Annotated in this window: 21 protein-coding genes; 12 read left to right on the plus strand and 9 right to left on the minus strand. The window is 38.9% G+C overall.

The window, feature by feature from the left end:
* Position 1: 1 nt before the first annotated feature.
* The 4 genes from H5203_RS09415 (at position 2) to H5203_RS09430 (ending at position 9,066) form a co-directional block, all read left to right on the plus strand.
* Positions 2–964: a transcriptional regulator gene (locus H5203_RS09415; RefSeq protein ID WP_182757810.1), complete on the plus strand. Its 963-nt coding sequence runs from the start codon at positions 2–4 to the stop codon at positions 962–964.
* Positions 965–1,376: 412 nt separating this feature from the next.
* Positions 1,377–4,523 carry a DEAD/DEAH box helicase gene (locus H5203_RS09420; RefSeq protein ID WP_182819643.1) on the plus strand — a complete coding sequence of 1,049 codons (3,147 nt, stop codon included), beginning with the start codon at positions 1,377–1,379 and terminating at the stop codon, positions 4,521–4,523.
* Between the two features lie 978 nt (positions 4,524–5,501).
* Positions 5,502–6,491 carry an FHA domain-containing protein gene (locus tag H5203_RS09425; protein WP_145239003.1) on the plus strand — a complete coding sequence of 330 codons (990 nt, stop codon included), beginning with the start codon at positions 5,502–5,504 and terminating at the stop codon, positions 6,489–6,491.
* Positions 6,475–9,066, plus strand: coding sequence for a serine/threonine-protein kinase (locus tag H5203_RS09430; protein ID WP_182819644.1), 2,592 nt, complete (start codon positions 6,475–6,477; stop codon positions 9,064–9,066). The genes H5203_RS09425 and H5203_RS09430 overlap by 17 nt, the downstream gene beginning before the upstream one ends.
* Here H5203_RS09430 and H5203_RS09435 read toward each other — a convergent pair.
* Positions 9,063–9,611, minus strand: coding sequence for a hypothetical protein (locus H5203_RS09435; protein WP_145238997.1), 549 nt, complete (start codon positions 9,609–9,611; stop codon positions 9,063–9,065). The two genes, H5203_RS09430 and H5203_RS09435, sit on opposite strands and share 4 nt — an antisense overlap.
* 215 nt (positions 9,612–9,826) lie before the next feature.
* Between H5203_RS09435 and rmuC the strand changes: the two genes are divergently transcribed.
* From rmuC to H5203_RS09450, 3 genes are read left to right on the plus strand one after another with little or no spacing between them, the layout of a single operon-like run.
* On the plus strand, positions 9,827–11,296 hold the full coding sequence (gene rmuC / locus H5203_RS09440; protein ID WP_182819645.1) for a DNA recombination protein RmuC: 1,470 nt from the start codon (positions 9,827–9,829) through the stop codon (positions 11,294–11,296).
* 5 nt (positions 11,297–11,301) lie between these two features.
* Complete coding sequence (locus H5203_RS22890) at positions 11,302–12,213, plus strand: hypothetical protein (RefSeq protein WP_259397117.1); 912 nt, start codon at positions 11,302–11,304, stop codon at positions 12,211–12,213.
* A 16-nt stretch (positions 12,214–12,229) separates the two neighbouring features.
* A complete protein-coding gene (locus H5203_RS09450) occupies positions 12,230–12,808 on the plus strand; it encodes a DJ-1/PfpI family protein (protein ID WP_145238987.1) in 579 nt (192 codons plus the stop codon).
* Here the strand turns inward: H5203_RS09450 and H5203_RS22895 are convergent.
* Positions 12,805–13,695: a LysR family transcriptional regulator gene (locus H5203_RS22895; RefSeq protein WP_257326690.1), complete on the minus strand. Its 891-nt coding sequence runs from the start codon at positions 13,693–13,695 to the stop codon at positions 12,805–12,807. The genes H5203_RS09450 and H5203_RS22895 overlap by 4 nt on opposite strands.
* 100 nt (positions 13,696–13,795) lie before the next feature.
* Between H5203_RS22895 and H5203_RS09460 the strand changes: the two genes are divergently transcribed.
* The 3 genes from H5203_RS09460 to H5203_RS09470 all read left to right on the plus strand — a co-directional run bounded on the left by H5203_RS09460 (position 13,796) and on the right by H5203_RS09470 (position 17,477).
* The gene (locus H5203_RS09460; protein ID WP_145238984.1) at positions 13,796–14,287 is read left to right on the plus strand and encodes a DUF2938 domain-containing protein; all 492 of its coding nucleotides are present in this window, start codon (positions 13,796–13,798) and stop codon (positions 14,285–14,287) included.
* A 9-nt stretch (positions 14,288–14,296) separates the two neighbouring features.
* A complete protein-coding gene (gene tmpT / locus H5203_RS09465; protein ID WP_182757816.1) occupies positions 14,297–14,938 on the plus strand; it encodes a thiopurine S-methyltransferase in 642 nt (213 codons plus the stop codon).
* A 196-nt stretch (positions 14,939–15,134) separates the two neighbouring features.
* Complete coding sequence (locus tag H5203_RS09470) at positions 15,135–17,477, plus strand: S9 family peptidase (RefSeq protein ID WP_182819646.1); 2,343 nt, start codon at positions 15,135–15,137, stop codon at positions 17,475–17,477.
* Between the two features lie 190 nt (positions 17,478–17,667).
* Here H5203_RS09470 and H5203_RS09475 read toward each other — a convergent pair whose 3' ends face one another.
* On the minus strand, positions 17,668–17,979 hold the full coding sequence (locus H5203_RS09475; RefSeq protein ID WP_145238975.1) for a hypothetical protein: 312 nt from the start codon (positions 17,977–17,979) through the stop codon (positions 17,668–17,670).
* A gap of 107 nt (positions 17,980–18,086) precedes the next feature.
* On the opposite strand from H5203_RS09475, the gene nhaR reads away from it, so the two are divergent.
* On the plus strand, positions 18,087–18,980 hold the full coding sequence (gene nhaR, locus H5203_RS09480; RefSeq protein ID WP_145238972.1) for a transcriptional activator NhaR: 894 nt from the start codon (positions 18,087–18,089) through the stop codon (positions 18,978–18,980).
* Between the two features lie 188 nt (positions 18,981–19,168).
* Here the strand turns inward: nhaR and H5203_RS09485 are convergent, their stop codons facing one another.
* The 5 genes from H5203_RS09485 to H5203_RS09500 all read right to left on the minus strand — a co-directional run bounded on the left by H5203_RS09485 (position 19,169) and on the right by H5203_RS09500 (position 22,474).
* Entirely contained in the window at positions 19,169–19,813 is a 645-nt protein-coding gene (locus H5203_RS09485) for a hypothetical protein (protein ID WP_182819647.1), read from the minus strand.
* Between the two features lie 164 nt (positions 19,814–19,977).
* Positions 19,978–20,625 (minus strand): HipA domain-containing protein, encoded by a 648-nt coding sequence (locus H5203_RS22900; protein ID WP_310736553.1) that lies wholly within the window; start codon positions 20,623–20,625, stop codon positions 19,978–19,980.
* Entirely contained in the window at positions 20,520–21,236 is a 717-nt protein-coding gene (locus tag H5203_RS22905) for a HipA N-terminal domain-containing protein (protein ID WP_259401932.1), read from the minus strand. Before H5203_RS22905 ends, H5203_RS22900 begins: the two co-directional genes overlap by 106 nt.
* A complete protein-coding gene (locus tag H5203_RS09495) occupies positions 21,229–21,516 on the minus strand; it encodes a helix-turn-helix domain-containing protein (protein WP_145238966.1) in 288 nt (95 codons plus the stop codon). The genes H5203_RS22905 and H5203_RS09495 overlap by 8 nt, the downstream gene beginning before the upstream one ends.
* Before the next feature lie 109 nt (positions 21,517–21,625).
* Positions 21,626–22,474: a LysR family transcriptional regulator gene (locus H5203_RS09500; RefSeq protein ID WP_145238963.1), complete on the minus strand. Its 849-nt coding sequence runs from the start codon at positions 22,472–22,474 to the stop codon at positions 21,626–21,628.
* Positions 22,475–22,603: 129 nt separating this feature from the next.
* Here H5203_RS09500 and H5203_RS09505 point away from each other — a divergent pair, with 129 nt between their 5' ends.
* Positions 22,604–23,275, plus strand: coding sequence for an FMN-dependent NADH-azoreductase (locus tag H5203_RS09505; RefSeq protein WP_145238960.1), 672 nt, complete (start codon positions 22,604–22,606; stop codon positions 23,273–23,275).
* Between the two features lie 159 nt (positions 23,276–23,434).
* Here H5203_RS09505 and katG read toward each other — a convergent pair whose 3' ends face one another.
* Positions 23,435–25,612, minus strand: a complete 2,178-nt coding sequence (katG, locus tag H5203_RS09510) for a catalase/peroxidase HPI (RefSeq protein ID WP_145238957.1) — start codon at positions 25,610–25,612, stop codon at positions 23,435–23,437.
* Positions 25,613–25,859: the final 247 nt, after the last annotated feature.

Raw genomic sequence — 25,859 nt, forward strand, 5'->3', positions numbered from 1 at the left:
AATGGCTAAAAAACGTAAAAATGACACCAGCTTAGATCCTTTTGCTACTTCAATTGGTAATAGCAATCTTGATGAATTACTAGAACAAGCAAACGCAGGCGATGTGATCAAAATGCCTGCACCAAGCGATCCTAATCGTCAGATCACACTCGTTTGCAAAGTGATCCCGCATGCTGAAATAGAAAGTACCACCAAGGTGTACGCAAAAAATCGTCGTGTTCAAGTATTACTCAATGAAAAGTCTGTCGCTGATATACTCCCTGCAATAGCCGAGGATGGTCGTAACCAACACCCCGCCCTATGTTGGGACAAAGGTGATGAAACGCTGGTATTAGCCGGCTCACGTCGTCGTATGGCATGTATAATCGGCAATGCTGACTACATGGTTCTTAGTTCGAGTGATTTTACAGATTTAGATGCTAAGATTTTAGCGGTATCGTCAGACCAATATATTGCCCCTAGCCTCTGGGAACTTGGACAAGCATATCAACAAACAAAAGATGAGTTAGTTGCACAGGGAAAAAAAGGCTCTTACCGTGAAGTAGCCGCCATTGAAGGTGTATCGCATACAGCTATTGCTGATGCAATTAAAGCCTTTGAGAAGCTTCCTGCTGCTGTACTTGCCCTTTATCCAACAGCGAATCATGTTGGCCGTGAAGTAGCTAAAAAACTGATTGCAGCAAAAGAACGTGATGAGCATAGTTTTAATCAGCAAGTAAATCATCTGACACACGATAATAGCTTAGAAGAGATAATTGGTGATGATAAGCGTGCAATGGCGATCACTAAATTGCTTACCGCTGAGCCACAGTCAACTCAACGTCGAGAAGCACTACTAGAAAATAATTACATTAGCTTGCAACGTAATTTAAAAAGTGGTGATTTATCAATCAAAATTGATAATAAAGTGATGACTGACAAGCGCTTAGAACAGCTAACTAAGTTATTAAATGCATTTAACTAGTTAATAAAAATCTGATCTGAAGGCTTTTTTTGTTAGTAAAATTCTGATCCCAAACTGTGTTTTGTTAGTAAAATAATGATCTGAAATATCAATAAACCTTACTATTGAGCTCATAGATCATTTTTTTACTAACTGATTAGCTATATTTTTCACTCTTACCGCTATTTTTTTATAACTTAGTAAAAATGTGATCTGTAAACGCGCTTAATTATTAGCAATATGTTTATAACTTGTGGGTTTATTGTTGGTTAGTTGTGTTTAACTATTAAATTCAGCTGTTTTTGTATTGAGATCATTTTTTTACTAACTTATCAGCTCCAACCAGTCTTTTTAATCATTTTAATGCTTTAGCTCGACGCCGATAAATCATATACTGGTAAAATTATTTTTATTTTTTACTGCCCTGAGCAATATGTCTGCTAACTTATCTAAGAATGACCTACTCGCTATTTTTGAAGAGATCAAGCAAGAGCAAGCGACTCAATTTCCTTTATCTGAACGATTTATTAAACAGCTGTTTAAGCCTCATGTGCTCAGTAAAGCAAAAGAGTACGTTGCAAATGGTCAAATTAACTGGTTAGAGCATAATCATGATTTCTCTGTCATTGATGCCTCGGTGTTTGGAAATCAAGGCAGTACTTTTACCCAACACATAGAGATAAAGAAGTTAGCCAATGGTTTTGCAGTTGATCGACACTGTTCATGTAATGCCAAAACTAACTGTCGCCACTTGGCTGCTGTATTGTTAAAGCTGAAGATTGATCATTCTGGTGATTACGGCCAAGACTATATAATGAATGATTGGTTTGAAGAGCTAACAACACTTAAGCAAAACCAGTCAGCACAAGCTAAAAATGTACTTTTATTTGTGCTTGATGTAGAAAACAATCGGGTTATTTTAACACCAAAAATTGCCGCTTTCTCTGCAGAACATCAGTATACCCTCGGTAGAAACCTTACTGATCAGCAGCTTAATAGTTTTGTAACACCATCCGATTTACTCGAAACTGATTTTCGTTTATACAGTTGGATCCGTTCTCAAAATGCACTTGGTAATTTAGAGCTTAGAGGGCAATGGGGATTTAACGCATTACAGCAGTTGATTGCTTCTCAGCGTTTGTTTTTTGGGCGTTCTCGTCAGTCGATTAAAGCTGATAGTGCTGAAGATCTGAGTTTTTCGTGGTCACACAAAAAAGATCTTATTCAATTAAATGTAAGTTTAACGGGTAAACAATCCTGGTTCTTACTTAAAACCACACCACCAACTTACCTTGATACAGAGTCACTACGCATAGGCCGTTTACGTACGCCACTAAGTGGTGAAGAAGTTGCTCATATCAGAGCGATCCCAGCCATTCATACAGCTAATTTTGATCGTGTCTATAAGCAATTAGCTGCAAATTTTGGTGACGGTGTGATACCCCATTACCAATCATCTGAACGTAAAAAAATAAAACGGGTAGCAGATACTTGCGCGGTTATTGATGTTAGTAATAGCAATAACCAATTAAAGCTTACGCTTACCTTTAACTATCAAGATGGTAATTACGCTCCAAACTCAGCACCAGCAAATATTCTCAATGCATCGCTTGAAAATACCGTTATCACAGAGCTCACAAATTTAGGCTTTGAACTATGTAAAGGGGCTTTACAAAATGAGTTTGTTTTTAATAAACAATCAGTTATTCATCAGCATTGGTTTAAATACGAGGTTTTGCCTAAACTTCGTCAGCGTGGTTGGAAGGTAACTGATAAAAAACTAGTGATTAAAAAATCAATCACTAATGTCAGCTTGGATGTTAAACGTGGCAAAGGTCATCAAATTGTTAGTAAAATAATGATCTCAAACGCTAAAGCTGCCACCGTATTAGCAAACGATAATTCAGAATTTCAATCACTTAATCGTCAAAGCGAACTTTTTTATTATTATGCAAATGGTAAACAGTTTGGAGTAATAACAAAACCAGCTTTTGATACGCTTACTGATTTTAAAGATCGTTTTGAGTTTATAAAAACACGCGATGAATTACTTATACCTTTATCATTTTTAGTGCATTTAATAAAGATGAGCTGTTTTGCGGTTAACTTAGTCGACGACAGCTTAGAGTCTTATTTAGCTGAGCTAGATGCACCAACTACTGCCACTACAGTGTTACATGGCTTGAATGCGGGCGTGCGGCTTCGCGAGTATCAACAGCAAGGCGTTCAGTGGCTACAGTTCTTAAAACGCCATCAGTTAGGCGGAATACTAGCCGACGACATGGGATTAGGCAAAACCTTACAAGTTATTGCATTTTTAGCTAACGCACGGCAACGAGAGCAAGCAGGCCCAACGTTAATTGTCTGTCCAACGAGCTTGGTAAGTAATTGGCAAAATGAAATGGCTAAATTCGCCAGTAGTATTAAAGTGACGACCCTATTTGGTAGCGCGCGGATTGAGCAATTACAACATTTAGCCCAGGCAGATTGCATTCTTACTACTTATCCATTACTCAAGCGTGATATCGCTTACTACTCACCGTTGTATTTCGAGAATATTATCCTTGATGAAGCGCAGTATATAAAGAATGACAGTGCGCAAGTATCTCGTTTAGTTAAGCGTTTAAATGCTCAATTTAACTTATGTTTAAGTGGTACACCGATTGAAAACAATTTATTTGAATTGAAATCATTGTTAGATTTTGCAATGCCTTCCTTGCTTGGTTCACAGGCTCATTTTAAGCAGCATTTTCAGACTCCGATTGAGCGTGACGCTGATAGTGATCGTGCTAAAGAGCTTAAATCACTGATCTTGCCTTTTATTTTACGTCGAACTAAAGCTGAAGTAGCACAAGAGCTACCACCGAAAACAGAGTTGATCAAAGAGTTTGAATTCGAAGCACAGCAAAAAGATATTTATCAAAGCATTACTGATTCTCTAGAAGAGAAAATGGTCGACCTGTTTGCTTCCCAAGGCGCGCAAAAGAGCAAATTAGCCTTTTTAGAGGCGTTATTAAAGTTACGACAAATATGTTGTCACCCGCGTTTGATTGACGAATACACCTCAGCTAGAAGTGCAAAACTTGACTGGTTGAGTAGCCATTTACCAGTGATGTTAAGCGAAGGTCGTAACATTATTATTTTTAGCCAGTTTACTTCTGCATTAGATATTATTGCGCAGCAGTTAGCATCATTGGAGATCAATTTCAGCCTGCTTACAGGGCAAACGCGCCATCGCGATAAAGTGATCGAAGAATTTACCAGTGGTAAAACGTCGGTATTTTTGATCAGTTTAAAAGCTGGCGGTACAGGGCTTAATCTTACTCAGGCGGACACTGTGATCCATTTCGATCCTTGGTGGAATCCAGCAGTAGAAAAACAAGCGACAGATCGTGCTTATCGAATCGGTCAAACAAATCCTGTTTTTGTTTATAAACTGATAATGGCGAATTCAATTGAGCAAAAAGTATTTAAAATGCAACAACATAAGCAAGCGCTTGTTGATGCATTATTTACTGAAAAATCAATGAGTTTTACAAAGTTTGACGAACAACAAATGCTTTCTTTGATAAAAAGTTAGCATTATTTCAAATTAGCCTGATTTATTTTGAACTAAATTAGCGTGAGGGCGTCTACTTCTTTGCTTGTTGTTGAATTGCAGTTTACACAAGCATCATTGTTGATTTCCCCCTATTTGGTTACTAGTTTTAGTAATGATTGAGCCAGCCCATTTTGAGCTGGCTTTTTTTATGCCTGCTATTTGGTTCACGAGTTATTTTCAACAAATTTAAATTTATTTTGAACTAAAGTAGTTTGAGGGCGTCTACTCTTTTGCTTGTTGTTGAATTGCAGTTTACGCAAGCATCATGTTGATTTCCCTATTTGGTTACTAATTTTAGTAATGATTGAGCCAGCCCATTTTGAGCTGGCTTTTTTTATGCCTGCTATTTGGCGTATGCAGTATTATTTTTATCAATTTTAAATTTATTTTGAACTAAAGTAGTCTGAGGGCGTCTACTCTTTTGCTTGTTGTTGAATTGCAGTTTACGCAAGCATCATGTTGATTTCCTAGTTTTAGTTACTTATTTTAGTAATATTAGGCCAGCTCACCTTGAGCTGGCTTTTTTTATGCCTGCAATTGTGAGCTGCTGCATTATTTCAATAAATTTAAATTTATTTTTGAACTAAGTTAACTTAGGGGCGTCTACTATTATGCTTGTTGTTAAATTGTAGTTTCCGCAGGCATCATGCTGATTCCCAAGTTTTAGTTACTTATTTTAGTAATATTAGGCCAGCTTACCTTAAGCTGGCTTTTTTTATATTTCACTCTTTTTACTTATCCCTTTAATAAAAGATTGCTGTAATAGTACGTAATGTTTATTTTGCCTTTTTATTTCTAAAATACTGTTATCTAGCCGCAATTGTTTGCGGATAAATCTATGAATTCATTAAATGTTAATTTTTTGTTTCATTTTGATTTGGTTGTGTCTATTATGGAGAATTGATTGTAATATCAATAGTTAGACACATACCTCGTCATTCTTTAAAGGTAGTGATAATGGCTTATTTAATTAATAAACATACAAGCGAATATTGTTTTTTATATGCGCATCATAGTTTTGGGCGGTTTCAATATTCTGTAGATACACTTGTCAACGATCTAAGCGTGTCGAAAATACACACCATTATTGAGTGGTTGAATGGGAAGTGGTATATCCGTGACTTAAGCCTGAATGGTACTTGGTTAAATCATAAGCGTTTGGTGAAGGATGACTCTGAAGAATTAAGTATTGGCGATAAGATTTATTTTGCCGGTAATTCAGAGGTTACTTATGTAGTTAAAGATCTCAGTCCACCTACAGATCAATTAATTAAGTTAGATGACGAGCAAAGTAAAACAGCCGAGACAATTAAGCTTAATCATTACCACCTATTGCCAGAGCAGCAACCTGATAGCGTGGTTGTTTTTGAGCAAAGTAGCGGCCAATGGTTGTTAGAATCATTACACGATGATGAGTTTACGATACGAGAAGTCTTAGAAGATCATAGTATTATTACCTTAGGTGGCGAACAATGGATGTTTCTTTCTAGCCATCTGGAAGTTGCAACCCAGATGAGCTCCGTACCACAATTGTATATAAGTGATTTAGACTTTATTTTTAACCTAAGTTTGGACGAAGAAACATCAGAATTAAAAGTTCAACATCACAATAATAATAAAGATTTTGATTTGCATGTTCGCTGCCATCACTATTTAACCTTAAATTTAGCGCGCTATAGAGCTTTAGATGCTAAAAAAGGAGTATTACCAGCTAACCAAGGTTGGGTAAATACGGAGCAATTAGTGAAAGATTTAGGTGTCGACATGCGCTATTTAAATATACAGATACATCGTGCTCGTAAGCAGTTTTCAGAAGTTCTAGTCAATGTTCATGATGCTGAAAATATAATCGAAAGACAATTGCGAAAAGTGCGGTTTGCTGGTGCATCCTTTATGATTTATAAAGGGTGTGAATTAGAGAGTACCTCGGATGTCGTTAGAGCATGAAACAGTATTAAAATTTAATAAAGTCATCACTAACTATAAATTAATTAAGCTACTTAACCAAGGAGGAATGGGAAGTGTGTATCTTGCAGAGGATACACGTTTAAAGCGCTATGTTGCGATTAAATTATTAAAGCCTACTGAGCACTCAGTAGAACATAGCGATCCCTTGGTTGAAGCACAGCTGCTTGCCCGTTTAAATCACCCAAATATTGTACAAATACACGATGTACTTTTGTATGAGCAGCAAATTTGTATTGTAATGGAGTACTTAAAAGGTAAAACATTACAGCAGTTTCAACATCAGCACGTCACCACACTCTCCGAAAAGCTTAATTTATTAGCACAACTGTGTGCTGGTCTAACCCATGCCCATAGTCAAGATGTAATGCATTGTGATTTAAAACCTAGCAATATTTTAATTGATAAAAATGAATTGAAAATCACCGATTTTGGTATTGCAACATTACAAAATAAGCCGCTTGGTGAGCAACGTGATGAATCCAGTTTTGGCAGTGCTAGTGCGATGTCCCCTGAGCAGCTTAATAAACAGCCGTTAGATTTTCGCAGTGATTTATTTTCTTTTGGTATGCTGGCCTATATGTTTATTAGTGGCCGTCATCCATTTGGTGAAGGATCTGCGCAAACGATTGCTAATAATATTGCCAACGGTAAAGCGTGTAATGCACATGAGATCATTCCCAAGTTACCTAATGAATTATGTGATTTACTAAATCAATTATTACAACGAAAAAAAGACCGCCGCCCTGTCGATGCCCAAAGTGTAGAGCGTAAGTTACAAGCCGTTATTATAGCTATTAAACAGCAAGAAATTTTGGCGCAAGACACAGTTCCACTAGAGCAACTCGCATTACAAAAAAAACCGCCTAAAAAGACTGTTTTTTTAGGGACTTTGCTTTGCATAGCCGTGGTTGCAACAGGCTTAATGTATAAGCTGCAAGTACATAAACCAGCAGAGCACTATGTTGCATTTTTACCTCCGGTGGTAAAATCAGCCGCACTGTTATCTGCAGATACAAATATGCTCAAAGCCACAATTGATGATGCTATTAGGCAAAGTATTATTAATAGTAAGCAGTTAAATCTTATTTCGCAGGATGAGGTTGCGCCTATTGTACAAAGCGGCAAGGCTAAACTTACTTTTGTAGATAAGTTACATAAATTAAAGCAAGCAACGGGAGCACAAGAAGTGGTGACCGCTGAGCTTAATTGTATGCAACCACAATGCTATTTAACGTTAGTTCGGCTCGAGGCGCCAAATTGGACGGTAAAAGCGCGCAAGCAATGGCCGATTATTACTGATAACTATAGTCAAATGTACCATTCAAGCAGTCAGCAATTAACAGCTCTTTTTCCTGATTTTGATAGTAAATATATTGCAATGGCGCAACTTAGTGACAAAGTACAAATTGAGCATATAGAGCTTTATCAAAAAGTGCAGCAAGTAGGTGATTACACTGAGCAATTATTTATGCGTATTAAAGAGGCTATTGAACAAACCCCGCAGTTATATGCCAATTATGAGTTACTACGTGAAGTCGCACTGAGTTTGTATCAGCAATCACAGCAAACAGAGTATTTAGATATTGCCAATAAGTTACTTTTTAACTCACCAACTGCGTATCAAAACACCCCTGCATTTGCTAAAAATGCAATGCTAATCGCGGTTGCTAGACAAGATTGGTTAGCGGCTAAACAGTACTTGACTAAAGCTGAGCAAGTTGGAGCTAATACATTAACGCTTTATGAGTTACAGGGAACCCTTTACTTACAGCAAGACCAGTTACCTGAAGCACAACAGGCATTTGAACTTGCATTAAAAATACGCGTCAGTCCAATTATAAAGCTGAATTTAGCGCAAGTACTGTGGTGGCAAGGTCAAATTGAAGAGGCAAAGCAGCTGCTTAATGAAGTTATAAACGTTAGTCCTCAAAACTACATGGCAAATCAATTATTGGCCGATATTGCTCTTACCGAAGGGGACTTAGTAATTGCAATAAAGCAATATAAACAGGCTATTGAGATTAAACCTGATAGCATAGATTTAAGTAACTTAAGTATTGCGTATTCGTTACAAGGAGAGTTTGAGCATGCATTAGTAGTTGCCCAACAGGCGGTTGATATAAACCCAGAGCATATCAGCTTTCGCCTTAACCTTGCTGATATTGAAAAAGCTTTAGGGCTTAGTGAATCATACCCAGCTAATTATTTAAAGGTAGTTGAGCTTACGCAAAATCAACACACCCTTGATAGTTATTTAGAAGTCGCGCAAGCATATAGCCAACTTGGCGAAGCTAAACTAGCCTTACAAGCATTAAATAAGGCAATTAGTATTGCGTCAGATCACAATGAATATGTGTTCACTGCAGCGCTTGTGTATAGTGTGATTGGTGAATATCAGTCAGCATTAATGTATATAGAAAAGTCATTAGTGATAGGCTATCACCCGATGTGGTTTAATTTACCCTGGTTTAAACCTTGGTGCCAAAAAGAAGAGTTTATTGCGTTAATACTGCAATATGACCCTTCTTTTAGTTGTGCTAGCGTTTTAAATTAAAGGGTATTGCCAGGCCTACGAACAACAATTTTTGGATCTTGTGACATATAAATCTTGCCCGAAGGTACGTGTTTAGCTGTATACCTAAACGAAATAGGTAAATACTCAGTTTCTTTGCCTTCGGTTACTTCAACAACTTTTTCAAGGTTGTCTTTATCAACACCTAAAAATTCGTAGGTTGGTTCTACTTGAGCAATTGTTAAAACTAAAGTGTTGCCATCTGTGATCTCGGTAGAGATATTATATTGGCAATTGCTATCTGCACCACAATATTCAACGCCATTCCCATAAAATTCCCAATCGGCAGCCACTGATGGATCTAGGCTGATAATAAGCTCTACATATTGTTTTTTCTCAATGCTTTTTGCATCGTTATTTTTAGCATTATTAAATAAAACACTTAGTGATTCAGTTGGGTTTGTTTCGCTATTGAAAAACGTTAACCAATTTTCTTGAGTATGAGGTAAAACAGTTAAAGTTTTAACGGAAAAGTAGTTATCTGCTTTACATTGCACTTCAATATTTGGGGTATTGATTTCGTTCATTTTTTCAGTCCTTGTATTGTTGTATAAGTAAAAACCACTTGTTGGTTTTTATAATTATTCTGAGTGTAGAATAAAATAGTTTATATAACGAATTAAGATGAGTATTTTGTAATGTCCTGTAATAATTTTTAGGGTCATAAAAAAGTAAAAAAACCTATCTTGGTATTTTTAGATTGGCTATCATGAACTGTCTTTTGGCTAATTAAAGTTTATTTATGTATATACAGTTACTTACAGACATTGATTGGGTAAGTGTTGGAATTGGTTTTAGTGTTGGCGCGGTGCTTTTTAGTGTTATTAATGCAAGCCGTAGTAAGCGATTAACAGCAGAGCTAAGTGAGCAGCAGCAACAACTAGCTTTATTGCAAACACAGTCCAATGAAAAACAGCAGCAATATACTGCCTTGATAGATGAACACGATTTACTTAAACAAAGCCACCAAGAACAACGCGACGAAACTCAGCACTATAAAACCCGCTTCACTGAGCAAGAAAAGCAAAGCCAGCAATACAATCATTATTGGCGCAAGGCTGAAGCTGATTTAACAACACTACGAAGCGAATACAATGCCCGTGATGTTGAGCTCAATAATATGCGCACTATGCTTGAGCAAAAGCAAAGCCATTTTGAGCAGCAGTTACAACATATTAAAGAAAGCAAAGAGCAGCTTAAAAAAGAGTTTGAAAACCTTGCTAATCAAATACTCGAAGAAAAATCGCAAAAATTTAAAGTCCTTAATCAAGAAAGTATTGAGCAGCTGTTAAAACCTGTCCAAGGTGAGCTAAAAGGCTTCAGGGATAAATTGGAATCAATTCATGTTGAAGATGTAAAACAACGTGAAGCTCTGAAAATAGAGTTATTACATCTACAAGCGAAAAGCCAAGCAATCACTGAGCAAGCAGACAGGCTCAGTAACGCATTGCAAGGGCAAAAGAAAACCCAAGGTAATTGGGGCGAATTAATGCTTGAAAACGTGTTAGACAGCGCAGGACTGCGCGCTGGTACTGATTATAAACGCGAGGTATCGTTTAATACCGAAGAAGGCCGCCTGCGCCCTGACGTGGTGGTGTATTTGCCTCAAGGTCGGCATTTAGTGATTGACGCTAAAACTTCGCTAAACGCTTACACTCGCTACGTAAATGCAGATAATGAACTGCAGGCTCAACAAGCAATTAAAGAGCATGTTGAGGCTGTAAAAGCGCGTATTAATGAGCTGGCGAGTAAATCATATGATCGCTTACCTGGGCTTAACTCTCCTGAAGTGGTGGTGATGTTTGTGCCGATAGAATCAGCTTTTGTTGAAGCCCTTAAATACCAAAGTGATATTTACCAACAAGCGATAGAAAAGAACATTCTGGTTGCCACCCCCACTACCCTCTTAACCAGCTTAAATATCGTGAAACAGTTATGGCGCTTTGAGGAGCAAACTAAATACTCCAAAGAATTGGCAAACCGCGCCGAACGTTTTTATAACAAGCTCAACGGCTTTTTAACCAGTATGGAAGGCGTTGGTAAGCAACTAGATAAAGCCAAAGAAAGTTATGACAAAGCGTTTTCGCAGTTATATCGCGGAAAAGGCAATTTAATTAAACAAGCATCTGAATTTAAAGAGTTAGGGGTGTCGGTGCAAAAAGAGTTACCTCAGGAAAGTGTTGAGAGAGCTCACCTTGAATTGGATCAATAGAGAAAATGAAACAGCTGTTAAACAAAGGAATTGCAACGCTAAAATCGGTATCAGATAAGTTTACTGATGAGCTTAATAAAGGCTATGTTTTAGCCAAAGAAAAGGTCAATGGATTACCTATTTTCATATCGTTAGAACATTGTGGAAAAGTAAGTCCGATATCATTTGACGAAAAGCACTATTTTGTAATTCCTTTTGAATTATCAGAGTATAAGTTTGCTTTACATACTATGCGTTGTTTACCTAACGGTGTACCAGAAGTGAATAATCTACCCAAGCGGCGCATTTTTCATTTTCCTAATGAGCATGCTGAAGCTGGGCTTAGGCTGTACATGTTAAATAGTACTAATGAAATAATGCTACAGCAAGCTGCAGAGCGCACTAACACCTTGCAATCACTTGCCAATGACATCGACGCGTTAGATCGAAAGCTTACTTATGGCATGTTATTAGTAGGCGGCCTTGCTGCCATTGCAAACCCTGCTATTGGTGCGGCGATTGCTGCAAAAGCGGTCTTACCTAGTTTTACTGGGCTATTTAATAAATATGGTATACGCGCATCTGGCGATAAGTTATCACAGTATCAGCTCGAAAAAGCAGTAAAAGAAGCACAAAATAGTATAATACAAGAGTTTGAAGCCTCGAATACAGTGCAAGTTATTAACCCTATTTTACAAGAACTAGCACTTACATTAAGAACAACCGAAGCGGAACATGATCCCTTAACTAGTTTTAACTTAGCTGATGGATCTATTCCTGAATTAGCTAATGATACTTGGCGAGAGCTGACTGAAGCAGCTATTTGTCATGTTTATAAAGAAGTTTATGATGACTCGTCGCTACATAAACAAGCGCACTTAGATGCTAAAGATTTAAGGTGGTTAAAATTACTGTTTGACGTGAATGAAGCAAAGTAGATAAGGCAAGCAAGCGATGAACATTGGTATTTATATTTACGATGATGCCGAAGTGCTGGATTTTTCAGGCCCATTCGAGGTGTTTAGTACCGCTAAACGACTCGCTAATAACGATTGGCAGGTGTGTCTTATTGCTGAAAACAATACACCTGTTATGGCGCGCGGTGGTTTTAGTGTAAACCCCCATTACAGTTTTGTTGATCACCCCGCTATTGATTTGCTCATTGTTGTTGGTGGTGTACACACTGTTGAACTTGAAAAACCTGCCGTAATAAACTGGATACGAGAAACCGCTGGTGCTACTGCTAAAGTTGCCTCAGTGTGTACAGGCGCTTTTTTACTGGCCAAAGCGGGTTTACTCGATGGCTTAACGGTTACCACGCATTGGGAAGATCTTGCGGATCTCGCTAATATGTTCCCTCGGTTAAATGTGATCAGTAATAAGCGCTGGGTATCACAAGATAAATTCACCACTTCAGCGGGTATTTCTGCAGGAATTGATATGAGCTTGCAATTAGTTGCTGAGCTGGGGAGCCCTGAGCTTGCAGAGCTTACGGCAAAACAAATGCAGTACCAGTGGCACAAAAAAATTTAACTGTTCGGTAACTGTTCACTGATAAAGTTATGCATATAATCTCTAAGACAAACCGCTTTTTTACTAAGTAAACGACCACTTGGCCAAATGGCATAAATTTCTCGCGGCAGGCTTTGCCATAGTGGCAATACTCTAACTAACTCTTTTGTTTGTAGCTCATTTATAATTTCAAAGCGCGGTAACAAACCGATACCTTGATGATCCGCAACTTGATATTTTACAAAGCCAGTATCGTTATAAATGCTTTTAAAGCGGCACATGTGTGTGTAAGTAGCACATGATTGCGTGTTCGTTAATAGCCATTTATTTCTAAGTGTTGTACCAATTAAACGGTGATGTTTTAAATCGTTCGGTTCAACAAGTTTTGCTGCATTTGTTAGGTACTCAGGTGATGCGACTAAGATAGAGTCGGCTTCTGCGAGCTTTTTTTGCTGTAATAACGAATCAGCTTGAGGGCCGATCCTGAGCGCTAAATCAGCTTGGTTTTTAATAATATCGTCAAGTTGATTACTTAAAATCAGCTCCAACTGAATATCAGGGTATTTCTTGCAAAACGACAACCACATCGGCTTTAAAAAACCATGACAGATATTCAGTGGCGCGAGCACTTTTAGCTTACCACTAAGTTGTTCTTTTTGTTGATTGAGTTGATAACGAGTTTGTTCAAATTGCTCAACTAAGTTGGCATAACTTTGATAGTACACCTGTCCTTGTTGTGTGAGTGTGCATTGGCGTGCAGAGCGATGCAGCAGTTTTTGCCCAAGGCGAGATTCAAGGCGCTGTAAACGCCGCGTAACTGTTGCCGCAGGCAGCGATAAATACTCCCCCGCTTGAGACAATCCTCCTTGTTGTACTATGTGCACAAACAGCACTATATCATCTAGCATGATTCCACTTTTGCAATTTAAGTTTGATTAAAGCTTTATATTTAACATTTTAGTAAGTCTATATCATTGCTCTTAGGTTTTCTTGTTAAAGAGTATTTTTATGGAACACAGTATTAATTGGGTAGCTGTTATTGTTATCGGTGTAGGCGCAACAGCAGTGCTTGATAGTTGGTCGCTATTACTTGCGAAAGTGTTTGGCGTGCCATCTTTAAACTTTTGTATGGTCGGTCGCTGGATAAGCTTGATGCGAAGTGGTCAATTTAAACATACAGCAATAAACAAAGCGCCATCGCAAAAAGGCGAATGCGCAATCGGTTGGTTTATCCATTATGTAATAGGCGTTATTTTTAGTTTTACTTTTTTATTGGTTATGTCAAATGACTGGCTAGTATCCCCCCGCCTAATACCCGCCCTTATATTTGGTTTAGCCACAGTATGTATGCCTTTTTTTATTATGCAACCTGCGCTTGGGCTGGGTATTGCTGCGAGTAAAACGCCAAGACCAGCGTCGGCCAGAGTTAAAAGCTGTGTATCACATTGTGTATTTGGTGCAGGAATTTATATCAGCTCGCTTGTTTTATTGCTATTTTGAGGAGCTACTATGTCTGCTGATTATTGGTTAAATCGTTGGAAAAACAATGATATTGGTTTTCATGAAAGCCGAGTAAATCCATACTTAGATCGTTATTTTACTAACTTGAAAATTCCTCAAAATGGCCGAGTTTTCGTGCCTTTATGTGGTAAAACAAACGACATTGCATGGCTACTCGAGCAGAATATACAGGTTGTGGGCGTTGAGCTCTGTGAAAGCGCCATTAAACAACTATTTGGCTCTTTAAATGTTACACCTACAGTAACGGTGCACGACAAGTTTAAACTGTATAGTGCGGATAATTTGGCTATTTGGGTGGGAGATATTTTTGCACTAACCGCCAACTTACTTGGATCTGTTGATGTTACATATGATCGCGGATCATTAGTAGCCCTGCCTTTTACACTACGTAAAAAATATAGCAGGCATGTAGTGATGATCACACAAAAAGCACCACAGCTACTTATTTGTTGTGTATATGATCAGTCTAAACGCGATGGCACACCATACAGTATTAGCGCTCAAGAGGTATTTGATCACTATCACCATGCTTATTCGCTACAACTAATTAGATGTGAAGCTATTGCGAATGGAGTTAAAGGCGTTGTACCGGCAAATATAGTTGTTTGGCAGTTAAACAAAAAAGATTAAACTTTATGTTGTATATTGCATGTAATGTTTGGGGTCAATGGATGAATGCTTGCGATGAACGTTCTGATCTTATATGCAAACTTTGCTAAAGTATCTGTAGTTAACCTTGCTCAGTTTTACGAGCGAATCATTTTGTCACTTCCTCAACCATTTGAACAAATACAATAACTAATAACAGCACTTTTAGGATCATATAATGAATATAATCAAAACCTCAGGGCTTGTCCTGTCGGTATTGGCTGGGCTGTCGCTATCAGGCTGTTCGGTAACACACAACGTCACGGCTACAACAACGATGAATCAAATTAGCAATCCACTGTCGCTTGAACAAATCTATAAAGATAAATATTTCAAAGCGCAGCGTAGCACTTACTTTAAATGGCTTGATGATGGCACCGGCTACACCGTGCTTGAAGAACGTGGAAGCGAAAAAGATAAAAAAGACGACGCTGAAAATGCCAAAGCAGATGACGAAAAAGAGCACGGTGTAAAAGGCAACGACATTGTATTTTACAACGCCGATGGTACTGGCCGCAAAGTTCTAGTTGAGTTTGAAAAACTACTGCCAGAGGGCGCAGATGAGCCATTTGCAATCGAAAGCTACCAGTGGTCAAAAGACGGCAAATGGTTGATGGTATTTACCAATAGCGAGCAAGTGTGGCGCTCTCGCAGCCGTGGTGATTTTTGGCTCTTAAACCTTGAAACCAATAAATTACAGCAACTCGGCGGTGAGCAACCAGAACCTAAAAAACTGATGTTTGCTAAATTCTCACCAGACAGCTCAAAAGTAGCTTACGTGCGTGATAACAACATTTATATGCAAGCGGTTGGCAGCAACAAAGTAACAGCGCTTACAACCGATGGCAGCGCTAAAATCGTTAATGGTAACTTTGATTGGGTTTACGAAGAAGAATTCAGCATTGCTGATGGCTTTCGTTGGAGCCCAGATAACAAATCAATCGCCTATTGGCAGCTTGATACCAACGGCGTTAAGTTTTTCACCATGATCAACAACACCGACGAGCTTTACCCTACTTTAAAAGAGTTTCCTTACCCAAAAGCCGGTGAAACTAACTCGGCAGTACGCGTGGGGGTTGTTAGCCTTGCTGATAAGAAAACCCGCTGGGCCAAACTTGAAGGCGATAATCGCGACCGCTATATTCCTCGTATTAGCTGGGCAGGCACCGGTAAGGAATTAATGATCCAAGACTTAAACCGCCCGCAAAACCACAACAAGGTTTGGCTGTTCGATTGGCAAAAACAGCAATTGACCAAAATTTTAGAAGATAAAGACGATGCTTTTATCGAGTGGTTTTACAAAGCCAACTGGTCAAAAGATGGTAAGTTCTTTATTTGGCACAGCGAGCGCGACGGCTGGCGTCACCTTTATCGTGTATCTCGCGATGGTAAAACCATTATCGATTTAACCCCAGGTGATTACGATATTGTTGATATGCTGGCGCTAAACGAAGATAAGAACGTGATGTATTTTACCGCTTCGCCAGACGATGCAGGTCAACGTTATTTATTTAGTACGTCTTTGGATGGTAGTAGTAAACCTGTACGCGTAACGCCTGCTGAATTTCAAGGTTCAAACAGCTATTACATGTCTAAAGATACCTCATGGGCAATGCACACTTACTCACAATTTGGCACGCCGCCAACTAAAGAGATCATTAAAGTAAGCGATCACAGTAATGTTAAAACCTTAGTTGAAAATAAAGAGCTGAAAGAAAAACTGGCTGAGCAAAGCTTACCAAGCCATGAGTTCTTTAAAGTGAATGCGAGCGATGGCACTGAGCTTGACGGCTACATTATGTTCCCTGAAAACATGGATAACAGTAAAAAATACCCAATCGTTTTTTACGTGTATGGCGAACCGTGGGGCTCAACAGTGCAAGACCGCTTTGAAGGCGACAGCTACTTGTATAAATCACTATTAACGCAAAAAGGCTTTATTGTGGCATCGGTTGATAACCGTGGCACGCGAGCACCAAAAGGCCGTGATTGGCGTAAATCGATTTATAAAAAAATCGGCTCAGTCACTGTACAAGACCAAGTTGATGCGCTTGATGCCATGGCAAAACGCTGGGATGTAATAGACACCGACCGTGTTGGTGTATGGGGTCACTCAGGCGGTGGCAGCTCAACCCTTAATTTATTGTTCCGCCATGGCGATAAGTTTAAAGTAGGTATTGCCTCAGCACCGGTGCCAGATATACGTTTATACGACACTATTTACCAAGAGCGTTATGCGGGTAACCCAAATACCGATCCTGAAAGTTACGACAACACCTCGCCAATTACCTTTGCCAAAAACCTAACCGGTAAGCTATTGCTTATTCACGGCACAGGGGATGATAACGTTCATTACCAGGGCTCAGAGCGTTTAATTAACGAGCTTGTTAAGTACAACAAACAGTTTGAGTTTTTCTCATATCCAAATCGCTCACATAGCTTACGAGAAGGCAAAGGTACCACCTTGCACTATCACACTATGATGGCCGATTTTTTTGAAAAGAACTTATTGAATAAGTAATCGCTTTAAAAAAGTTAGATGCTAAAAAGCCACACACTAACAGTTAGTGTGTGGCTTTTTTAATCAAAATGGTGTGAGGTTTATAAAATAAAGTTAAAGGTCAAAGGTTTGAGTCGTTTTAGTGTTAAACGTACTTTACGCAAATAAAAAAGTAGCATCCGTGCCACTACAAGTGCGATATTAAGAAAAATTAAGAGCTTGGTTGCGAAGGTTGATACTTACTAACGAGAATTTGCTGCAAACTTTTTAGTGCCCGCTTTATAGCTTGTAGCATGTTCCTTCCTTTGGTATTTACATTTATGCTTGGCAAACCAGGTAGAAGAATATTGATTTTGCATTGCTGCAAAGTACCCAGCCGCTCGTTTAATAGATCATTAATTTGAATATCTACTTTACGAATATTTAAAGCATGTTTTGCCAACTGGCTTTTCACTAATTTCAAAATTGACATTTTTTCACTTGAGTTAATTGTTTTGTTTTTAACCGTAAGTTTTAGCTTCATGCAATTACACCTTTAGTAGCACCTGTGTTGCAGGCATGGATGTAATCTACTAACTTAGTAACAAAGGATAAAGCTGATTATTTCTGATTTAAAGACAGTTTTTTTGAATGATAACCAACATAAACTACAATCACTTATACTATTTTTGGCAAGTGAGTAAGCACGGCAGTATTGCTGCTGCCAGTAAAGTACTCAACTTAACGCCGCAAACGGTCAGCTCTCAAATTACCAACTTAGAGCAACGATTAGGTAAGCCACTGTTTATTCGCCAAGGCAGAGGGCTAAGACTAACTGAGTTTGGCCATGTCACTCAGCAATACACAGATGATATGTTTGCTATTGCCCATGAATGGCTAGAAACTACCCAAGGTGATATTGCGCAATTGTCACGAACACTAAAAGTAGGCATTTCGGATGTATTACCAAAATCATTAGTTTCTAAGTGGCTAGCCCCTTTAATTGATAACGAGCGTATTACAAACTTACATTGCATTGACGGTCAGCAAGATGAGCTGCTCGCGCAAATGACGGTTCATAAGCTCGACTTAGTTTTAGCTGATAAACCGCTTGATACCACATTACCATTTAAGGCTTTTTGTCATGAAATAGGAAAAAGCCAAATAGCTCTCTTTGGCAATGCAACATGGCACTCGCAATTATATAAACAGTTTCCACAATCTCTTAATAATAAGCCTTTAATTCTCCCTGCAAAAGGAAGCCCAGTCACACGTGCTATTCATTATTGGCTGCAAGAACAGGGTATTGAAGTATCAATAGCAGGCCATGTTGATGACAGCGCATTAATGAAAGCATTGGGTGAGCAAGGATTTGGGGTTTTCCCTGCGCCTATTTTGGTCAGAGCCGAAGTTGAGCGCCATTATGACGTTAGCTATATTGGTACAATTAATAATGTTTATCAGCATTATTATGCCTTTACTCCCGACAGGCTAATTAAAGACAGTATTTACGATGAATTTATTAAGCATGCCCAAATGACGTAAATTTTAGCTAATAGCTTTACACGCGTTAAAACACTAAAAAGCCAGACTTTAATTGCTCTGAAGTGTGGCTTTTTTAATCAAGTCGTAATGGGGGTTTACAAAGGTTGGGTAGAGTGCAACGAAACCCAAAAAAATTTGTAGGGATTGGCTGAGGGAATAAATGACCCATGGCATTTTAGTTATTGTTTCTATATTTTAGAGGTACTGTAAGGCTTTAATTTTTTTAGCTCTCTAGATTTGTTAACTAAACTTTCGATAAAAGGTAAATAGTTCTCTTCTGATGCCAGTACTTTTAATAATTTTTGAGCTATACCTTTTACTTCTTTAGTCCACTCCCTGTCCTCAATATCGTCAGTAACTTGTTGGAAAAACTGTATAGCTTGGTCTATGTCACCACTTATTAAACATACCATACCTCTATTATATTTTGACCATATAGAGCTATTCTCATTGAGTTTGTTAATTACATGCTCTTTTAAAGATTTTTTATCGGAAAATAAATTTCTAATGTGTAAAATTATAGGCTTTGCTTCATCTACTAATACTTGAACTTGATGTTTAAATTGTTCTTCTGATTCAAACTCAACAAACTTTATTTCTCTAAAAAAGCGTACATCAAATGAGTAATATTCTTTTGGATACCATTGAAAGCATACCGCAATATTGAGAGAGGTGCCTTTTTTCCACCTTGAGGGCTGGAATTCTATTACAGTTGTCCAAAGGCCATTATCATCAAGCCAGACTCTTGATTGTCCTTTTCTTTTAACTCCTATTGGTTTAAATGCTTCTCTTACAATTGTATTAATAATCTTTTGATGCGGTGAAATGGGCATGCTTTTCCCTCATATTGTTATCCTTTATGGTCAGTACAGCTTTCGTAATTTGTATTATTTCAATAGCACTTTGCGATAAGGACATGCTTAATAGTATAATTTAGCAATACGTGTTCAAATCATAGGTTAAACAAGTTTTGTCGTTTGTTGCCATTAAACATAGTTTAACTCAACTTCCCAACCATTTCTTTAACCACTAAAAACTGCACTTCTCTTAACATTCTTAACTCCGCTACGCGCACATCTGCAGGTGGCATATTTTCAACTTCTTGGTATAAGTTACTAAATTCACTCTCTATATTTTCTACAAAATAACTTAGCTGCTTTACTGCTGTAGAGTTTGGAATACCTAGCTCTTTTGCAAAAGCGATAACATCAGCTTTGTTGACATCACAGAAACGTTTTTTATCATTTATGGGAACAGGTAAGGCTTCTTCTAGAGGCTTTGCACCTTCTGGAACATAAATAATGGTGCTTAATAAATCATAAAACGGTGTTATTTGCGCAGACCCGTTTTCGTAATAAAAACTGATATTTTTTAAATGCGCATCCCCGTTACCGACTAATAAATTATAAATAATCCATTGATATAATTTAATGGCCGTTGCAGCTTTAGGACGTACGTTATTGAGTATTTTCTGGTATGTTTCAACCGTTGATGCAGAATATTTGGAGTGCCTGCTATAACTTAATAACTGGCAACTATCTATAATATGCTTACGCTCTTGATCAGGGTAACTTCCTGTACGGTCAAAGAAATAGGCTGGCTCGGCGTATAAATGAGTTCTACATTCGGTACATCTAACCCTAATCGTCCCGCTAGTTTCATCATAAACCACTCATTGCATGTCGTTTGCCAATATTGGTCTGGCTCAGAATGATCGGGTTTGAGTATATGTGTTGAAGGTGTGCCTTCGTTTCCTTCAAATAACTCATCACCGAGCTTAATAACCAGCATTTTATGTTGCGGCCCAGCAAGTGACATACGGCTACTTTGGCGGCTATTTAACAGTGCTCTGGGCAAGTTTTTGATACGACTAGATAACTCTGAAAAAGCTAATGGTATAGCGCTTGGGGCTGGAAAATCAATATGCTCTGGTAATAGGGTTAAAGCACCAGCAGATTCAATACCGGATGCAGTTAGTAGAGCAAATGAATCCTCATGATCAACTCTCACTTCTTTAGCTAACAATTCACGAGCATTTTCTTCTGGCAGTAAATTATCAAAAAACTGTTGCACAGGACGAGTAGTACCAGAATCAAGAATCACATGCTCTTGCAGTGGAATACTGGGAGTTATTGCAAATTTATTCGCCGAGTTAAGCCAAGCTTGATCATATTTAAAAGACCAAAAGCCGTTACTATCTTGTAATTGGCCCATTAGCTGTTTGCCAGCATAAACATCGAGTGATCTATTATTCATGGCCAGCCACCATGTTCTGGATTTGAGTTATTAATTTATTTTTAGCTTTTTCATCGTGTTGAGGTACAACTACGTCTATTTTTACCTCTAAACCTAAAGCTTCCATTAAATCGAACGCGCGGCCAATCGATAGCGAACCTGTGCCATTTTCAAAGTCACTCACTGTATTAATGCTAATACCGGAAAACTCCCCTGCTGTTTTTTGATCAAGTTTTTGGCTTTTTCTCACTATACTTGCCAATTTACCTAATTGTTTTGCTGACTTTATCGTGACTTCCATTACCTATCCAAAATTCACAGTATTCTGTGAATTATTCCAGAAATAACCATGAGATAGCATAAATTCATAATAAACTGTGAATTTATGGTGTTTCATAAATCTAACGGTATCAATCCAACAGTCCTTCTACCCATTCTAAAACTAGGCGTGTATCTCGGGTTTGAAAGCGCTGTTTATTGGGTATGTAATAACAAAACTCAGATTCAACCGCGTGAGTATTAAAGTTTTTAAGTAACTCGGTGTTTAAAAGTCGTTGCACAAGAGTGGTTGAGCAAAACACCAGTCCTGAGCCTGCCATAGCTTCTTGAATGCCAAATAGCTCTTGGTCAAAGGTTTTAATAATAAATAACGCAGGATCTAAGTTGTTTTGAGTAAGCCATTGTTTAAGTGGTGGCTCACTCAGGGCGTTGTTTTTCCATTTTGTGGTATACAGCGTAACAGGGCCATTTTGCCATGGGATATCGGCTGCTTTGTGTGAGCCAAATAGATTAAATTGTTCGGTTTTTATAATGTCATCTGCGTTTATATTGCGCTGCTGGCCAAAGCGAATGGGTAATGTGTGCAATTGTTTATCAACGGCTTCACTGGTTGATATATCTACCTCAAGATTAGGCTGGTTTATAGATAATTCCTGCAATGCGGGTATTAAGCGCAGGGCGGCCAGTGACGAGGTGGTGGTTATTTTAACTGTTGCCCCTGTGGCTTGCACAGTTGTCAGTGCTTGGTCGATGCGGTTAAAGCCGTCACTTGTGGCCGCACTTAAATATTCACCAGTGGGAGTGAGAGTGATCTTTCTTACTTGGCGGTAAAATAAATCCACATTTAAACGGCTTTCAAGATTATTTATATGGTGTGAAATCGCGGTTGGCGTGAGTGAGAGTTCATCAGCGGCGGCTTTAAAGCTGCCTAAACGCGCCGCAGCTTCAAAGGCTTTAAGCGCTTGTAGTGATACTTGCATAAGTGATATTCGCAAATGATGAAATTAATTATAGGTGAGTATAACTTACTTATAGTTTAGGTTAACTCGTTTGTGAAAAGCCGCTGTTAGTTAGATGATTACTGCACAATTACTAACAGGATAAACAGCATGACCACCCTATTACACATTGATGCAAGCATCAGAGCCGTTAAAAATGACAATCCAGATCACGATTCAATCTCTAAAAATATAGCTAAGCGTTTTATAGAGAGCGTTACTCAGCAGCAAAGCATAGATGAGTATATTTATCGTGATGTAGGTGTTAATCCGCCGCCTTTTATTACCCAAGACTGGATAGGTGCGGTATTTACCCCTGACGATAAAAAGACTGCAAAACAACAACAGTTACTGGCCTTGTCAGACACATTAATCGCTGAAATTGCAGCCGCTGATATTATTGTGATTTCCTCGCCTATGTATAACTACGGTATGCCCGCACAGTTAAAGGCGTGGTTTGATCAAGTTGTGAGGATCAACAAAACCTTTGATTTTGATCTGGCCCGTGGAGACTTTCCATTACAGCCTTTACTAGGCGGTAAAACATTGGTTGTGATCACCTCAAGCGGTGAGTTTGGTTTTGAGCAAGGCGGTATACGTGAGCATATGAGCCATTTAGTGCCCCATTTACGTACTTTGAGCAAATATTTAGGCGTGAGCACAATTCATGAAATTGCTTCTGAGTATCAAGAGTTTGCCGATATTCGTCATCAGCAATCGTTAAGTAATGCTTACAGTCAAGCAACAGAACTGGCACTACAACTTACCAATATGGCTATTTAGAATAGCTAAATATTACTCGCTTTCCTGTAGTATTTTTAGCCAAGTTGTAATGGGGGTTTACAGTCTATTTTATTTTTACAAATACGAATTTTCGGTTTTTGACATAAAAAGCGCGAGAATATTAACTCTCGCGCTTAAGTTATACATTTTTTGCTTTAATTAAATATCAAAGCGGTCTGCGTTCATTACTTTCACCCATGCATTAACGAAGTCTTGTACAAAGCGCTGTTTGTTATCGTCTTGAGCATAAAATTCAGCAAGGGCGCGTAAAATAGAGTTAGAGCCAAACACTAAATCTACGCGAGTAGCGGTCCATTTTGTATTGCCGGAGCTGCGCTCAATAATGTTATACGTGCTTTTACTTGCCGGTTCCCAGCGATAGTTCATATCGGTTAGGTTAACAAAAAAGTCATTGCTTAATGTGCCTACATTATCTGTGAATACACCATGCTGGCTGCCACTGTGGTTAGTGCCTAGTACACGCATCCCACCAAGTAGTACCGTCATTTCAGGGGCAGTTAACCCCATAAGTTGTGCTCGCTCTAAAAGTAGCTCCTCGGCTGAAACGGCATAATCTTTTTTCTGCCAGTTTCTAAAGCCATCATGAATTGGTTCTAATACATCAAACGACTCTGCATCGGTCATGTCGTCGCTCGCATCGCCGCGACCTGCTGCAAATGGCACAGTGATATCGACACCCGCGGCTTTTGCAGCTTGTTCAACTGCAGCAGTACCGCCGAGTACAATTAAGTCCGCTAAACTCACGGGTTTGCTTAAACTTGCTTGCACTTTTTCAAGAGCCGTTAATACCTTAGCAAGTTTTTCTGGCTCGTTACCTTGCCAATCTTTTTGTGGGTTTAAGCGAATGCGTGCACCATTGGCGCCACCGCGATGATCAGAGCCACGATAAGTACGGGCGCTGTCCCATGCAGTGCTGATCAAGTCACTGGTGCTAATGCCTGCATTTAGCAGTTTGTCTTTAAGCTCGCTAATTTCAGCATCAGATAAGGTGTAATCGACGCTTGGGATGGGATCTTGCCAGATCAAATCTTCACTTGGTATATCTGCACCTAAATAGCGAGATTTAGGGCCTAAGTCACGGTGAGTGAGTTTAAACCAAGCCCGTGCAAACACATCGGTGAAATAGTCAAAATCATTATAAAAACGTTCAATAATTTTGCGATAGCTTGGGTCCATCTTCATTGCCATATCGGCATCGGTCATAATCGGATTTAGGCGAATTGATGGATCTTCAACATCAACAGGTTTATCTTCCTCTTTAATGTTTACCGGCTCCCACTGGTTTGCACCCGCTGGACTTTTGGTAAGCTCCCATTCGTAATTTAACAGCAGATAGCAATAACCGTTATCCCATTTAGTTGGGTGAGTTGTCCACGCACCTTCAATGCCTGATGTCATAGTATCGCGGCCTATCCCACGCGTTTTATGGTTGTTCCAACCTAGGCCTTGCTCAAATACATCTGCGGCTTCAGGCTCTGGGCTAAGATTCTCTTCGCTGCCATTGCCATGGGTTTTACCCACCGTATGGCCACCCACCGTGAGCGCTGCGGTTTCTTCGTCATCCATCGCCATTCGAGCAAACGTTTCGCGTACTTGTGCCGCAGTTTTGAGTGGATCTGGCTGGCCGTTTACGCCTTCTGGATTAACATAAATTAACCCCATTTGTACTGCAGCTAACGGGTTTTCCATGGTGTCTGGTTTTGCTACGTTGTCGTAACGTTCATCACTTGGCGCAAGCCATTGCTTCTCCGCGCCCCAATAGACGTCTTTTTCTGGATGCCAAATATCTTCACGCCCGCCGGCAAAACCAAAGGTTTTTAAACCCATTGATTCATAAGCCATATTGCCTGCTAAAATAATTAAATCGCCCCACGATAACTTATTACCGTATTTTTTCTTGATAGGCCAAAGTAAGCGACGTGCTTTATCAAGGTTAGCGTTATCAGGCCATGAGTTCAAAGGAGCAAAGCGTTGGTTACCTGTACCGCCACCACCACGGCCATCAGCTAAACGGTATGATCCTGCTGAGTGCCACGCCATACGGATCATCAAGCCACCATAATGACCCCAATCGGCAGGCCACCAATCTTGGCTTTGTGTCATCAGATTTTTTAAATCGGTTTTAACGGCTTCAAGATCTAATTTTTTAAATTCTTCAGCGTAATTAAAGTCATCGCCATAGGGATTAGGTTTAGTATCGTGTTGATGAAGAATGTCTAAATTTAAGGCCTTTGGCCACCAATCAGTATTGGAATTAGACGATTGTGTGTTGCTACCATGCATGATTGGGCATTTACCCGCACCTGAATTGCTCATTTTTAGCTCCTTTATCGGAATATAAAACTCGGTCTATAACTCACTGTGTTTAAAAGCTTAGTTCATAACAATTAACTTGCTACTGAATGTAATATATTGATTGATAAACCCTGTTTAAGTTCATCCTTTGTACCAATATAGAAGATTAACGATTAAAAACTAGTGCTAAATCACGATTTAAAGCGATTGCAGCTATCGATTAATCTGATGTTTATTGTTAAAAAATAGTGGCAGTAAAATGGCCACA

Source organism: Pseudoalteromonas sp. SG41-1, assembly GCF_014164575.1.
GTDB lineage: Bacteria > Pseudomonadota > Gammaproteobacteria > Enterobacterales > Alteromonadaceae > Pseudoalteromonas > Pseudoalteromonas rhizosphaerae.

Excerpts from the sequence above, each read along its gene's own strand:
- H5203_RS09485 (WP_182819647.1), bottom strand. The coding sequence starts at position 19,813 with ATGCCCATTTCACCGCATCAAAAGATTATTAATACAATTGTAAGAGAA.
- H5203_RS09435 (WP_145238997.1), bottom strand. The coding sequence starts at position 9,611 with ATGAACGAAATCAATACCCCAAATATTGAAGTGCAATGTAAAGCAGAT.
- H5203_RS09460 (WP_145238984.1), top strand. The coding sequence starts at position 13,796 with ATGGAACACAGTATTAATTGGGTAGCTGTTATTGTTATCGGTGTAGGC.
- H5203_RS09420 (WP_182819643.1), top strand. The coding sequence starts at position 1,377 with ATGTCTGCTAACTTATCTAAGAATGACCTACTCGCTATTTTTGAAGAG.
- H5203_RS09470 (WP_182819646.1), top strand. The coding sequence starts at position 15,135 with ATGAATATAATCAAAACCTCAGGGCTTGTCCTGTCGGTATTGGCTGGG.
- katG (WP_145238957.1), bottom strand. The coding sequence starts at position 25,612 with ATGAGCAATTCAGGTGCGGGTAAATGCCCAATCATGCATGGTAGCAAC.
- H5203_RS09415 (WP_182757810.1), top strand. The coding sequence starts at position 2 with ATGGCTAAAAAACGTAAAAATGACACCAGCTTAGATCCTTTTGCTACT.
- H5203_RS09430 (WP_182819644.1), top strand. The coding sequence starts at position 6,475 with ATGTCGTTAGAGCATGAAACAGTATTAAAATTTAATAAAGTCATCACT.
- H5203_RS09425 (WP_145239003.1), top strand. The coding sequence starts at position 5,502 with ATGGCTTATTTAATTAATAAACATACAAGCGAATATTGTTTTTTATAT.
- H5203_RS09450 (WP_145238987.1), top strand. The coding sequence starts at position 12,230 with ATGAACATTGGTATTTATATTTACGATGATGCCGAAGTGCTGGATTTT.
- H5203_RS22895 (WP_257326690.1), bottom strand. The coding sequence starts at position 13,695 with ATGCTAGATGATATAGTGCTGTTTGTGCACATAGTACAACAAGGAGGA.
- tmpT (WP_182757816.1), top strand. The coding sequence starts at position 14,297 with ATGTCTGCTGATTATTGGTTAAATCGTTGGAAAAACAATGATATTGGT.
- H5203_RS09495 (WP_145238966.1), bottom strand. The coding sequence starts at position 21,516 with ATGGAAGTCACGATAAAGTCAGCAAAACAATTAGGTAAATTGGCAAGT.
- H5203_RS09500 (WP_145238963.1), bottom strand. The coding sequence starts at position 22,474 with ATGCAAGTATCACTACAAGCGCTTAAAGCCTTTGAAGCTGCGGCGCGT.
- H5203_RS09475 (WP_145238975.1), bottom strand. The coding sequence starts at position 17,979 with ATGAAGCTAAAACTTACGGTTAAAAACAAAACAATTAACTCAAGTGAA.
- H5203_RS22890 (WP_259397117.1), top strand. The coding sequence starts at position 11,302 with ATGAAACAGCTGTTAAACAAAGGAATTGCAACGCTAAAATCGGTATCA.
- rmuC (WP_182819645.1), top strand. The coding sequence starts at position 9,827 with ATGTATATACAGTTACTTACAGACATTGATTGGGTAAGTGTTGGAATT.
- nhaR (WP_145238972.1), top strand. The coding sequence starts at position 18,087 with ATGATAACCAACATAAACTACAATCACTTATACTATTTTTGGCAAGTG.
- H5203_RS09505 (WP_145238960.1), top strand. The coding sequence starts at position 22,604 with ATGACCACCCTATTACACATTGATGCAAGCATCAGAGCCGTTAAAAAT.
- H5203_RS22905 (WP_259401932.1), bottom strand. The coding sequence starts at position 21,236 with ATGAATAATAGATCACTCGATGTTTATGCTGGCAAACAGCTAATGGGC.